The 13,416-nt window shown below is 61.3% G+C and carries 10 protein-coding genes; 4 read left to right on the top strand and 6 right to left on the bottom strand.

All coding sequences use genetic code 11. The annotated features are described in order from the left end of the window. The first annotated feature begins 75 nt into the window (after positions 1–75). Both ACA046_RS12225 and ACA046_RS12220 read left to right on the top strand, forming a co-directional pair. Positions 76–816, top strand: coding sequence for a response regulator (locus ACA046_RS12225; protein WP_063028866.1), 741 nt, complete (start codon positions 76–78; stop codon positions 814–816). Beyond that, the gene (locus tag ACA046_RS12220) at positions 813–2,117 is read left to right on the top strand and encodes an ATP-binding protein (RefSeq protein ID WP_497676626.1); all 1,305 of its coding nucleotides are present in this window, start codon (positions 813–815) and stop codon (positions 2,115–2,117) included. The genes ACA046_RS12225 and ACA046_RS12220 overlap by 4 nt, the downstream gene beginning before the upstream one ends. Before the next feature lie 870 nt (positions 2,118–2,987). Here ACA046_RS12220 and urtE read toward each other — a convergent pair. The 5 genes from urtE to urtA form a co-directional block, all read right to left on the bottom strand. After that, entirely contained in the window at positions 2,988–3,677 is a 690-nt protein-coding gene (urtE, locus tag ACA046_RS12215; RefSeq protein WP_076015741.1) for an urea ABC transporter ATP-binding subunit UrtE, read from the bottom strand. Positions 3,678–3,687: 10 nt separating this feature from the next. Next, positions 3,688–4,446: an urea ABC transporter ATP-binding protein UrtD gene (gene urtD, locus ACA046_RS12210; protein ID WP_017475231.1), complete on the bottom strand. Its 759-nt coding sequence runs from the start codon at positions 4,444–4,446 to the stop codon at positions 3,688–3,690. Then, complete coding sequence (gene urtC / locus ACA046_RS12205) at positions 4,443–5,603, bottom strand: urea ABC transporter permease subunit UrtC (RefSeq protein ID WP_497676625.1); 1,161 nt, start codon at positions 5,601–5,603, stop codon at positions 4,443–4,445. The genes urtD and urtC overlap by 4 nt, the downstream gene beginning before the upstream one ends. A 10-nt stretch (positions 5,604–5,613) precedes the next feature. Then, positions 5,614–6,531 carry an urea ABC transporter permease subunit UrtB gene (gene urtB, locus ACA046_RS12200; protein ID WP_063028859.1) on the bottom strand — a complete coding sequence of 306 codons (918 nt, stop codon included), beginning with the start codon at positions 6,529–6,531 and terminating at the stop codon, positions 5,614–5,616. Between the two features lie 170 nt (positions 6,532–6,701). Continuing rightward, positions 6,702–7,910, bottom strand: a complete 1,209-nt coding sequence (urtA, locus tag ACA046_RS12195) for an urea ABC transporter substrate-binding protein (RefSeq protein ID WP_497676624.1) — start codon at positions 7,908–7,910, stop codon at positions 6,702–6,704. A 331-nt stretch (positions 7,911–8,241) separates the two neighbouring features. On the opposite strand from urtA, the gene ACA046_RS12190 reads away from it, so the two are divergent. After that, positions 8,242–11,628, top strand: a complete 3,387-nt coding sequence (locus ACA046_RS12190; protein ID WP_497676623.1) for an ATP-binding protein — start codon at positions 8,242–8,244, stop codon at positions 11,626–11,628. Further along, positions 11,603–12,301, top strand: a complete 699-nt coding sequence (locus ACA046_RS12185) for a response regulator (protein ID WP_008430557.1) — start codon at positions 11,603–11,605, stop codon at positions 12,299–12,301. The genes ACA046_RS12190 and ACA046_RS12185 overlap by 26 nt, the downstream gene beginning before the upstream one ends. A 118-nt stretch (positions 12,302–12,419) precedes the next feature. Here the strand turns inward: ACA046_RS12185 and ACA046_RS12180 are convergent, their stop codons facing one another. Then, the gene (locus ACA046_RS12180) at positions 12,420–13,250 is read right to left on the bottom strand and encodes an IclR family transcriptional regulator (RefSeq protein WP_003218269.1); all 831 of its coding nucleotides are present in this window, start codon (positions 13,248–13,250) and stop codon (positions 12,420–12,422) included. Between the last annotated feature and the right edge of the window lie 166 nt (positions 13,251–13,416).

Raw genomic sequence — 13,416 nt, 5'->3', positions numbered from 1 at the left:
ATACAAAGGGCACAAGGCAAGCCCACCGGCAGTGGCTAGACTGCGCATCAATGACTATTCAACGAGGAAGGCAGCATGGATCACGTCGATCACATTCTGATTGTCGATGACGATCGGGAGATCCGCGAACTGGTGGGCAACTACCTGAAAAAGAATGGCCTGCGCACCACCGTGGTGGCGGACGGCCGGCAGATGCGCAGCTTTCTCGACACCACCCCCGTGGACCTGATCGTGCTGGACATCATGATGCCGGGCGACGACGGCTTGCAGCTGTGCCGCGAACTGCGGGTGGGCAAACACAAGGCCACGCCGATCCTGATGCTCACCGCGCGCAACGATGAAACCGACCGCATCATCGGCCTGGAAATGGGCGCCGACGATTACCTGGTCAAGCCCTTCGCCGCCCGCGAGCTGCTGGCCCGCATCAACGCCGTGCTGCGCCGCACCCGGATGCTGCCGCCGAACCTGGTGGTGACCGAAAGCGGCCGGCTGATCCGCTTTGGCCGCTGGCGCCTGGACACCACCGCCCGCCATCTGCTGGACGAAGACAACACCCTGGTGGCCCTGAGCGGCGCTGAATACCGCCTGTTACGCGTCTTCCTCGACCATCCGCAGCGCGTGCTCAACCGCGACCAGTTGCTGAACCTGACCCAGGGCCGGGACGCAGATTTGTTCGACCGCTCCATCGACCTGCTGGTCAGCCGCCTGCGCCAGCGCCTGCTGGACGACGCCCGCGAGCCGGCCTACATCAAGACCGTGCGCAGCGAAGGCTATGTGTTCTCCCTGGCGGTGGAAATCCTTGGGGACTCGGCATGACCCTAACGTTCCGCTGGCCGCGCACCCTGGCGGCGCAACTGTCGGTGATTTTCATCGTCAGCCTGCTGTGCGCCAACGCCCTGTCGTTCAGCGCGCAGTTCTATGAGCGCTACGTGAGTGCCCGGAGCGTGATGCTGGGTAACCTGGAGAACGACGTGTCGACGTCGATCGCGATCCTCGACCGCCTGCCCGCCGCCGAGCGCGCCAGCTGGCTGCCGCGCCTCGACCGCAACGCCTACCGCTACCAGCTGAATGCCGGTGAACCCGGCGAGCCGATGGCCAGCGACGACGTGCCCATGGCCGCCACCTCGATTGCCGATGCGTTGGGCGAGCATTACCCGCTGACCTTTCGCGACATCCCGGGCCTGCAAAAACATTTCCAGGCGCACCTGACCCTGGCCGATGGCAGCCCGATCACCATTGATGTACACCCCAAGCCCATCCCGTTTGCCTTCTGGCTGCCGGTGGTGCTGGTGCTGCAACTGGTGGTGTTGCTGATATGCACCTGGGTCGCCGTACGCATCGCCATCCGCCCGCTGACACGCCTGGCACGGGCGGTGGAAACCCTCGACCCGAACGCGCGCCCGACACCGCTGGACGAAACCGGCCCCACCGAGGTGGCGCATGCGGCGGCGGCGTTCAACGAGATGCAGAAGCGGATTGCCGAGTACCTCAAGGAGCGCATGCAGATTCTGGCGGCGATTTCCCATGATTTGCAGACGCCGATCACCCGCATGAAATTGCGCGCCGAGTTCATGGAGGACTCGGTGGACCGGGAAAAGCTCTGGAGTGACCTGGGGGAAATGGAGCATCTGGTGCGCGAGGGTGTGGCTTATGCCCGCAGTGTGCATGGGTCCACCGAGGCCAGTTGCCGGATCGACCTGGATGCGTTTCTCGACAGCCTGGTGTTTGATTATCAGGACATGAACAAGCAGGTGAGCCTGACCGGTAAAAGCGCGGTGGTTTTGGATACGCGGCCCCATGCGTTGCGTCGGGTGCTGGTGAACCTGGTGGACAATGCGCTGAAATTTGCCGGGGCGGCGCAGTTGGAGGTGGGGTCGACGGCGGCGGGTGAGCTTTCGATCAAGGTGCTGGATCGGGGACCGGGGATTGCGGCGGATGAGCTGGTGCAGGTGATGCAGCCGTTTTATCGGGTGGAGAGTTCGCGTAATCGCGGCACCGGTGGTACAGGGCTGGGGCTGGCGATTGCCCAGCAACTGGCGGTGGCGATTGGTGGGGAGTTGACCTTGAGCAATCGGGATGGGGGTGGATTGTGTGCCGAGGTTCGGCTGGCGCTGTGACTGGGTATGGGCTGAGTTGGGTTGCGTACATATCCGTTATTTAGGTAACGGCGACTATTGGTTCCGCTCTTACAGCGGCTCACTTTTGAACAGCGCAAAAGTAAGCAAAACGCTCTTGCCCCACCACTCGGCACCTCGCCTAGGCTCGGTGTGCCCTCACTCCGGCTTTGGAGCGTGGGCCGCCGCGATGGGCCATCCTTGGCCCAGCGCGGCTAACCCGGCGTCCTGCCGGGTTACCCACGCTCCAAAGCCTGCGTTCGGCCAGCGTGGTTTAACGGGGCGCCTAAGATCAAGATCAAAAGCAGATCAAGGGCACAGCGGCCTACCGGCCGGCTTGAGTGTGAAAAGCAAAAGCAAAGCTGCTTTTCTGTTTTCTGTAGGAGCGAGCTTGCTCGCGAAAAACCTGAGACCGCCGCGTTCATCCAGAATGCCAGCGTCATCGTTAACGACCTTCGCGAGCAAGCCCGCTCCCACATTTGACCGTGCCCGCTTTAGCTTCTGATTTTGCTGTTGCCTTTGCTTCACCACACTCAAGCCGGCCGGTAGGCCGCTGTGCTCTTGCTTTTGATCTGCTGTTGATCTTGATCTGACTGCCCCATTCAGCCCGAGGCCGAACGCAGGTATTGCGGAGCGGGTAAACCGGCAGGACGCCGGTTTAGCCGCGCCGGGCCATGGATGGCCCGGCGCGGCGGCCCGCTTCGCGGTGCCGGAGTGAGGGAACGCCGAGCCACAGCGAGGCGCCGACAGGCGGGGCAGAGCGTTTTGGTTACTTTTGACTGGGCCGGCATTCCGGCTTTTCAAAAGTGACCCGCTGTAAGAGCGGAACCCTAAGCAGCCGTTACCTAAATAACGGATATGTACTCAACCAAGTCACACCGACAAATACCGACTAATAGTCGCCTCATCCACCCGATCCCGGGTTTCCTCAATCACAAACCTCCCCTTCTCAATCACCAAAAACCGATCAGCAATCTCCAGCGTAAACGACAACACCTGCTCAGAAACAACAATAGTCAAATCCCGCAAATTGCGAATCTCCTTAAGCGTACGAGCAATGTCCTTAATGATCGAAGGCTGAATCCCCTCAGTCGGTTCATCCAACAACAACACCTTAGGATTCGTCGCCAACGCCCGAGCAATCGCCAATTGCTGTTGCTGCCCCCCAGACAAATTCCCACCCTTGCGCGAACGCATGTCATACAGCACCGGAAACAGCGCATACAAATCTTCAGGCACCCTGCCCCGTGCCGCCGCCGGCAACCCGGTCTGAATATTCTCCAACACACTCATGCTGGGAAAAATCATCCGCCCCTGCGGCACATAGGCAATCCCCCGCTCCACCCGCTCATGGGTTTCAAGCCCAGACACATCATGCCCATCCACACTCACCTGCCCCTGCCACTGCGGCAGAATCCCCATCAGGCTCTTGAACAGCGTGGTCTTGCCCATCCCGTTACGCCCCATCACCGCGACGATCTCACGCTTCGCCACATCCAGTTCCAGGTCGTGAAGAATCTGGCTCTGCCCGTACCCACACGACAGTTTGTCGATCTTGAACATGCCCGACTCCTCAGTGGCCCAAATACACTTCAATGACTTTCGGATTGCTCTGCACCGACTCCATGCTGCCCTCGGCCAGCACCTTGCCCTGATGCAAAACCGTGACCTTGTGAGCGATGCTCTTGACGAACTCCATGTCATGCTCGATCACCAACACCGAGCGCCCCTGGCTGATGCGCTTGAGCAACTCGGCAGTTTGCGCCCGCTCGTTGACGCTCATCCCGGCCACCGGCTCATCGAGCATCAACAATTCAGGGTCTTGCATCAGCAGCATGCCAATCTCCAGCCACTGCTTTTGCCCGTGGGACAGCAGGTCCGCCTGCTGCTGCAACAAATCACCGAGGAAGATCTCCCGCGCCACTTCCTCGACCCGCGCGACCACCTGGGCATTACGCTTGAAAAACAGCGCGCCCCACACCTTGCGCCCAGCCGGATACGACATTTCAAGGTTTTCAAACACCGTAAGATTTTCGTAGATCGACGGGTTCTGGAACTTGCGCCCTACCCCGGCCCGCACGATGTTGTATTCACGCATTTTGGTCAGTTCCTGGCCGTCGAACTGGATGCTGCCGCTGGTGGCGCGGGTCTTGCCGCAGATCAGGTCCAGCACCGTGGTTTTGCCGGCACCGTTGGGGCCGATCACCACCCGCACTTCATTGCGGTCGATGTACAGGTTGAGGTTATCGACCGCCTTGAAGCCGTCGAATGACACGGTCAGCCCTTCAATGGCCAACACGGGCTTTTTCATTTCAAAACCGACGGCGGTCATGGTTGTGTCTCCAGGATCTTGGCTTCAGCCTTGGGCTTGATCTTCATGGGCTCGGCCTTGACCACCGGCTTGCGCCGCAACAGTCGGGCCAAGGCCTGGCGACCATGGCTGTCCCACAACCCGGCCAGGCCGTTGGGGAAGTACATGACCACGGCAATAAACAATCCGCCCATCAGGTACAGCCACAGCTCAGGGAAGGACTCGGAAAAGTAGGTCTTGCCGTAGTTCACCAGCAACGCGCCATACACCGCGCCCAGCAGCGACATGCGCCCGCCCACCGCCGCGAAGATCACCATTTCTATGGAAGGCACGATCCCCACGAACGACGGCGACATAAAGCCTACCTGCAATGCAAACATTGCCCCGCCAATCGCCGAGAACGCGGCCGCCACGCAGAACACGAAGATCTTGAAACTGGCCACGTCATACCCGGAAAACCGTACTCGCTCTTCCTTGTCACGCATCGCCATCAACAGCCGGCCCAGCTTCGAAGCGAGGATGAAGCGGCCAATGAAGATGCAGCCAAACAGCAGCCCCGCGTTGATGAAATACAGGATCATCTTCGCGCCGTCACCGCGCAGGTCCCAGCCCAGCAGGGTCTTGAGGTCGGTGATGCCGTTGACGCCACCGGTGAGGCCTTGCTGGCCGACGATCAGCACCGTGAGAATCAGCGCAATCGCCTGGGTGACGATGGAGAAATACACATCGCCCACCCGCCGCTTGAACAGCGCCATGCCGATGATGAATGCCAGCACCACCGGCACCGCAATCACCGCGAACAGGGTGAAGGTGAAGCTGTGGAATGGCTGCCACAGCCACGGCAGTTCGGTGATCTGGTTCCAGTCCATAAAGTCCGGGATGCCCGGCGTCGACTGGATCTTGGTGCTCTCGGGATCGGACGCTTCCAGCTTCAGGAACATCGCCATGCAGTAGCCGCCGACGCCGAAAAACACACCCTGCCCGAGGCTGAGAATCCCGCCATAGCCCCAGCACAGCACCAGGCCCACGGCGACGAACGCGTAGGTCAGGTACTTGCCGACCATGTTCAGGCGAAACGCATCCAGGGTCAGCGGAAACACCACGAGGATCAACACCGCCAGCAGCACGATGCCGATCAGGTTTTGCTGGCCGCCCAGCAGTTTGTCTAGAGCCTTCATCGGTTCGCCTCTACTTGCGCACTTTGATGGAGAACAACCCTTGCGGGCGCAGCATCAGGATCAGGATCACCGACGACAACGTCAGCACCTTGGCCATCGAGCCACTGAGGAAAAACTCCGACAGCGATTGGGTCTGGGCAATCACGAATGCCGAGGCAATGGTGCCGAACAGGCTTTGCGCGCCGCCGAATACGACCACCAGGAAGGTGTCGACGATGTACTGCGAACCGGCGGTCGGCCCGGTGGAGCCGATAGTGGTGAAGGCCGCACCGGCCACGCCCGCCACGCCGCAACCGAGGGCGAAGGTCATGCGGTCGACCTTGCGTGTATTGATGCCCACGGCGCGGCTCATCAAGCGGTTTTGCACGGTGGCACGCACTTGCAGGCCCCAGCGCGAGCGGTAGAGCATGACGAAAATCGCCCCGGTCAGCAGCAGGGTCAGGCCCATCATGAACAGGCCGTTACGCGGGATTTCGATGGCGTCGGTGAGGTTCACCGAACCCATCAGCCAGGCCGGCGGTTCGGCGCTGACTTCACGGGCGCCGAACACCGAGCGGAAGGTTTGCTGCATGACCAGGGACAAACCCCAGGTGGCGAGCAAGGTGTCCAGTGGGCGCTTGTACAAACGGCTGATCATCGCCCATTCCACCAGCCAGCCGACGGCACCGGCGACGAGGAAAGACAGGGCAATGGCAATGAAAAAGTAATACGGCTGAAAGCTCGGCGCGAAGTGCGCGGTGAGGCTGGAACAGACATAAGTGGTGTAGGCGCCAATGGTCAGGAACTCACCGTGGGCCATGTTGATCACGCCCATCTGGCCGAAGATGATTGCCAGTCCCAATGCCATCAGCAACAGCACGCAGAACACGGACAAGCCGTTGAACCCCTGCATCGCCGCGATGGCTCCAAATTCCGATAGCCATTCCATGATGATGGTCTCCTGAGCGGGAGGTAATGATGAAAACCAAGGTCTGCTTTTGATTTATGTGGGAGCGGGCTTGCTCGCGAATGCAGTGCATCAGTCAATACATCTGTGAATGACACTCCGCTTTCGCGAGCAAGCCCGCTCCCACCTTTAGATCAGCGCCAGATCCAGGCTTATTGGTAGCCTTTCGGGAACGGATTCGGCTCGATCAGATCCGACTCGTAGATCACCTTGAACTGCCCGTTTGGCTGCACTTCACCAATACGCGACTTGCTCCACAGGTGATGGTTTTCGTGGATCTTCACGTAGCCTTCCGGCGCGCTTTTCAGCTCGATGCCTGGCGATGCGGCGACGACCTTATCCACGTCGAAACTGCCCGCCTTCTCCACCGCCGCTTTCCACAACCATGGGCCGAGGTAGGCCGCCTGGGTCACGTCGCCGATCACCGCATCCTTGCCGTACTTGGCCTTGAACGCTTCCACAAAGGCTTTGTTGTTCGGGTTGTCGAGGCTCTGGAAGTACTTCATCGAGGCATAGAAGCCGGCCATGTTTTCGCCGCCGATGCCCAGCAGTTCGTCTTCGGTCACCGACAGGGTCAGCAGGGTTTGCTTGGATGAATTCACGCCCGCCGCGTTGAGTTGTTTGTAGAAGGCCACGTTGGAGCCGCCCACCACCGCCGCGAACACCACGTCAGGCTTTTTCAGCTTGACCTTGTTGATCAGCGAACCGAACTGGGTGTTGCCCAGCGGGTAGTAGTCTTCGCCGACCACGGTGCCGTGCAGGACGTTTTCAATGTGCTTGCGCGCGATCTTCATCGAGGTGCGCGGCCAGATGTAGTCCGAGCCCACCAGGTAGAAGGTTTTGGCGCCCTTGGTCTTGGCGATCCAGTCGAGGCTGGCGAGGATTTGCTGGGTGGCTTCCTGCCCGGTGTAGATCACGTTTTTCGACTGTTCCAGGCCTTCATAGAAGGTCGGGTAGTAAAGCAGGCCGTTTTCTTTTTCAAAGATCGGCAGTACGGCTTTACGTGAGGCTGAGGTCCAGCAGCCGAACACCGCCGCCACCTTGTCGTTGACCAACAGTTTCTTGGCCTTTTCGGCGAAGGTCGGCCAGTCGGACGCGCCGTCTTCCTGGATCACCTTGATCTGCCGCCCGAGGATCCCGCCCGAGGCGTTGATCTGCTCGATGGCCAGGCGTTCGGCCTGGATCGAACCGGTTTCGGAAATCGCCATGGTGCCGGTGGCCGAGTGCAGCTGGCCGACGGTGACTTCCGTCGGCGTGACCGCCAGGCCTTCGTTGTCGGCCATGACGCCATGGCTGAACAGACTGGCCGCCAGCAGTGATAACGCCAACAACGGTTTGGAGCGGATCAATCGTGATTCCATGGGGCGACTCCTCTGCAATGAGGGATTCAGCATGGCGGCAGGTGGCCACGGCGGGTATACGCAGCCTGACGTAACGGAGTACGTCATTTGACGTATGCCGTTGCGCACCATTTTCGAGCAGGATCGCGCCCTTCACAAACTGTGGAGATCCCATGTGGGAGCGGGCTTGCTCGCGAATGCGGTGGGTCAGCAACGAATGTATTCACTGATCCACCGCATTCGCGAGCAAGCCCGCTCCCACACAAGCCCGCTCCCACATTTGGACCCGCGGCGCCTGCCAGGGCATGGAACTTGCTCATCCAACCTTGCCCACTTCCCGGAGCCACCCACCGTGCATCCCCTCCCCGGCACCCAGCGCATCGTCAAGATTCGCCGCGACTACAACTCCTGGGTCGCCGACGAGACCATGGAAGACTACGCCCTGCGCTACACCCCGAAATCCTTCCGCAAATGGTCGGAACTGCGCATCGCCAACACCGCCCTCGGCGCCGTGTCGTTCCTCGCGCTGGAGGCCATCGGCGGCGTGTTGGCCTTGAGCTACGGGTTCACCAACACCTTCTGGGCGATCCTCGCCATCAGCCTGGTGATCTTCCTCACCGGCCTGCCCATCAGCTATTACGCCGCCCGCTATGGCGTGGACATGGACCTGCTGACCCGTGGCGCAGGCTTCGGTTACATCGGCTCCACCATCACCTCGCTGATCTACGCCAGCTTCACCTTCCTGTTCTTCGCCCTCGAAGCGGCGATCATGGCCCTGGCCCTGGAGTTGTATTTCCATATTCCGCTGGCCATCGCCTATGTCATCTGCTCGGTGCTGGTGATCCCGCTGGTGGCCTACGGCGTAACCCTGATCAGCCGCCTGCAACTCTGGACCCAACCGCTGTGGCTGGTGCTGTTGGTGCTGCCTTACGGCTTTGTATTGTGGAAAAACCCCGAAGCCTTCAGCGACTGGACCAGCGTCGTCGGCCGCAGCAGCGACGGCGGTGACTTCAACCTGCTGTCGTTCTGCGCCGCCTGCACCGTGGCGCTGTCCCTGGTTACGCAAATCGGCGAACAGGTGGACTACCTGCGATTCCTCCCGGAAAAAACCGCCGCCAATCGCAAGCGCTGGTGGGCCGCGCTGTTGTGCGCCGGGCCCGGCTGGATCGTGCCGGGCGCGTTGAAGATGTTCGCCGGGGCGTTCCTGGCCTTCCTTGCCCTGCAACATGAAATCCCCATGGAGCGCGCCGCCGAGCCGACCCAGATGTACCTCGTCGCGTTCGGCTATGTGTTCTCCTCCCCCGAATGGGCGCTGGGGGCGATGGTGCTGTTCGTGTTCATCTCGCAGATGAAGATCAACCTGACCAACGCCTACGCCGGCTCCCTGGCCTGGTCGAACTTCTTCGCCCGCGTGACCCACAGCCACCCCGGCCGCGTGGTGTGGCTGGTGTTCAACGTGGCAATCGCCTTGATGCTGATGGAGCTGGGGGTGTTCGACGTGATCGAGCAGGTGCTGGGGCTCTACGCCAACATCGCCATCGCGTGGATCGGCACCCTGGTGGCCGACCTGGTGATCAACAAACCCCTGGGCCTGTCGCCCAAGCACATCGAATTCAAGCGCGCGCACCTCTACGACATCAACCCGGTGGGCGTCGGCTCGATGCTGATTGCCTCGCTGCTGTCGATCCTCGCCCACTTCGGCCTGTTCGGCGCCCTGGCCCAGGCCGCGCCACCGTTTGTCGCACTGGGCACGGCGCTGGTCATGGCGCCGCTGCTGGCATGGCTGACCAAAGGCCGCTACTACATTGCCCGCAGCAGCGAAGCGCAGTTGATTCATCCGCAACCCGGCAGCGGGCTGGTGATCTGCGGGCTGTGCAGCAACCCGTTTGAAACTGCCGACATGGCGTTCTGTCCGGCCTACAGCACACCGATCTGCTCGCTCTGCTGCTCACTGGATGCGCGTTGTGGCGACCGCTGCAAACCCCATGCGCGGCTGGCCAGTCAGTTCGAAGGCGTGTTGCGCTGGTTGCTCCCGACGACGTTGGTGCCGCGCCTGCATACGCGACTGGCGCATTACCTCGGATTGTTGATGGCGCTGGTACTGATGCTCGCCGGAGCATTGGCGCTGATCTATATGCAGGCCGCCCAGGGTTTGCCCCATTCGCAGACCTTGTACCAGGCGTTTTTCAAGGCCTTCCTGACGCTCTCGGTATTGGCCGCCGTGCTCGCCTGGTGGGTGGTACTCACCCGCGAAAGCCGGCGTGTCGCCCAGGAAGAATCCGACCGGCAAACCTCGCTGCTGATGCAGGAGATCGCGGCCCACAGCCTCACCGACCAGGCCCTGCAACAAGCCAAGGAAGCCTCGGAAGCGGCGAACGCAGCCAAGAGTCGCTACGTTACCGGGCTGTCCCACGAACTGCGCACGCCCCTCAACAGCATCCTCGGTTTCACCCAGATTCTGCAGCGTGACAGCGCCATGCCCGAGCAGCACCAGGATGCCCTGGCGACCATCCTGCGCAGCGGCTCGCACCTGCTGTCGCTGATCGACGGCCTGCTGGACGTGGCGAAGATCGAGGCCGGCAAGTTGCGCCTGGAACTCACCGAAATCCCCTTCCCGGAACTGATCCACGACCTGGAACAAATGTTCACCCCCCAGGCCGAAGACAAGGGCCTGCGCTTTCGCCTGGACTGCGTGGGCAAGATTCCCGCCGTGGTGCGTGGCGATGAAAAACGTGTGCGGCAGATCCTGATCAACCTGCTGGGCAATGCGATCAACTTCACCGACAGCGGCGAAGTGCGCCTGCGGGTCAGCTATATGCGCGAGACCGCCAACTTCGAGATCATCGACACCGGCATCGGCATTGACCCGGAGCAGATCGAGCGGATTTTCCAGCCGTTTGAACGTGGCGACCTGATGCGCCAGGACAAAGGCGTAGGTCTCGGCTTGACCATCACGCGCATGCTGACCTCGTTGATGGGCGGCGAATTACGGGTGGTCAGCGAACTGGACAAGGGCACCTGCTTCCAGGTGCGGCTGTTCCTGTCCCAGGTCCGGGTGCCGCAGGCCGTGGTGCATGTTGAACACGACATCATCGGCTACCACGGCGAACGGCGGCGCATCCTGGTGGTGGACGACCACGTGGACCATCGCAAGGTGCTCAGCGGCATGCTCACGCCCCTGGGCTTCGAAGTCGCCCAGGCGAGTAACGGCCAGGAGGCGATCCGCCAGGTAGCGCTGCTGTCGCCGGACCTGATCCTGATGGACCTGTCGATGCCGACCATGGACGGTTGGGAAACCAGCAGGCTGATCCGGCGTAACGCGCTGTCCACCGCGCCCATTATCATCATCTCCGCCAACGCCTTCACCGACGACCGCGAACGCAGTATCGCCGGTGCCTGCAACGACTACCTGGCCAAGCCGGTGCGCACTCCGGAACTGCTCGGGCGCGTGCAACTGCACCTGGATTTGCAATGGCTGCGCCGCCGGACACCGATCGCCGCGCCGGTCGCTACAGAGGGTGCGCTACCCAGCGCTGAAGAACTCGCCGTGCTCGCCGAATTGAGCGCCATTGGCTATGTGCGTGGTTTGCATGAAAAGCTCGACGCAATCGTGCTGCAAAGCCCTGGCACCGCACCGTTCATCAACAAGCTCCGGGCGCTGCTGAAAAGCTTTCGCCTGGAAGAACTCAACCGAATCCTGAAGGAGGCCGAAGATGAATGCCTTGACCCACAGCGCTGAGCCCGGCGTGGTGCTGATTGTCGACGACACCCCGGACAACCTGGCCATGCTCTCCGACGCCCTGGACGACGCCGGCTACATGGTACTGGTGGCGCTGGACGGCCTCAGCGCGCTGAACCGCGTGCAACGCCGGCGCCCGGACTTGATCCTGCTGGACGCGGTGATGCCCGGCCTGGACGGCTTTGAAACCTGCCGCCGGCTCAAGGCACAACCGGCCAGCGCGGACATTCCCGTGGTGTTCATGACCGGGCTGACCGACAGCAAGCATGTGGTGCAGGGCTTTGAGGTGGGCGGGAGTGACTACGTGACCAAACCGATCCAGACGGATGAGGTGCTGGCACGGGTGGCGGCGCATTTGCGTACCTCGCGGATTCTGTTGTCGGCGCGGGCGGCGACGCAGCCGAGCGTGATCACCCTGGAGGATGAGCCGGCGCACAAGTTGTTATCGGCGCGGTTTCAGCTGACGGAGCGGGAAGTCGAGGTGTTGCGCTGGGTGGCGTGTGGCAAGACCAATCGGGATATTGGCGACATTCTCGGGTTGAGCCCGAGGACGGTGAACAAGCATCTGGAGCATGTGTATGTGAAGTTGGGGGTGGAGACCAGGACGGCGGCGACTTCGGTGGCGATGGCGGCGATGAGTCCAACCCGGATCCCACAGATGGCCACGGTCTAAAATGTGGGAGCGGGCTTGCTCGCGAATGCGGTGTGTCAGTCACCAAATTTTTTACTGATACACCGCATTCGCGAGCAAGCCCGCTCCCACAGTTGATCTGTGTCGTTACTGGTATTACCTACCCACCGAAGATCTGTGAAGGCCGCCTCAACGTCGGATCAAACGGATTGATCTTCGGCCCGATCGCCGCCGCTTCCCGTTTGAGCAATTCAACCACCGTCGGCAGTCGCCCCGGCCCCAGCCGGTCACTGATGGTCGCCACACTCAACGCCGCCACCGCATGCCCATTGCGATCCAGGATCGGCACCGCCAACCCGGCCATGCCTTCCAGCACTCCGGTATTGCGCGCCGCATACCCCAACCGCCGCACGCTCTCTACCTCCGAGCGCAAAAACACCTCGTCGTACAGATGAAAATCCTTGAGCCGTGGCAAGTTGTAGCGGATCACCGTCTCACGCTCTTCCTCCGGCAGGAACGCCAGGATCGCCAGGCTGCCCTGCCCCACCCCCAGCGCCACGCGCCCGCCGATGTCACCGGTAAAGGTTCGGATCGGGTACGGCCCTTCACTGCGGTCCAGGCAGATCGCATCAAAGCCGCTGCGCGCCAGCAGGAACAATGAATCCCCCAGCGAAGCACTGAGGCGCAACATGCTCGGCCGCACCAGGTCCCGCAGGTTGCCGGTGTTGCCCGCGTTCGCCGCCAGCGCAAAGAACTCCAGGCTCAGCCGGTAGCGCTTGCTGCGCGCATCCTGCTCCACCATGCCCTCGTCCATCAGGCTGCGCAGCAGTCGGTGGGTGGTAGGTTGCGACAACCCCACCTGCTGCGCCAGTTGCGTCACTCGTTCACCACCGTCCGGTGCCGCGCCGAGGATGCGCAACAATGCAAACAATCGGGAGACGCCACCGGCGCCGACTTCCTTGACACTTTCATTCCGCTCAGTGGAATCCATAAGCCGATATCTCACACCAAATTCTGATCAGTGAATGAAACTGAAAAAAGTACTCTATTCAGTGAAATTCCATCTTCCGCCATCCTAGTCTTTCGCCCTAATCTGCGTCCACAGGGGCGAAATGAACAACTAACGGCAGCCGACTCAAGATCGAGCGCCAACGCAC

It is taken from the genome of Pseudomonas sp. LBUM1641 (assembly GCF_059716235.1).
This window is presented reverse-complemented; position numbering and strand designations above follow the sequence as displayed.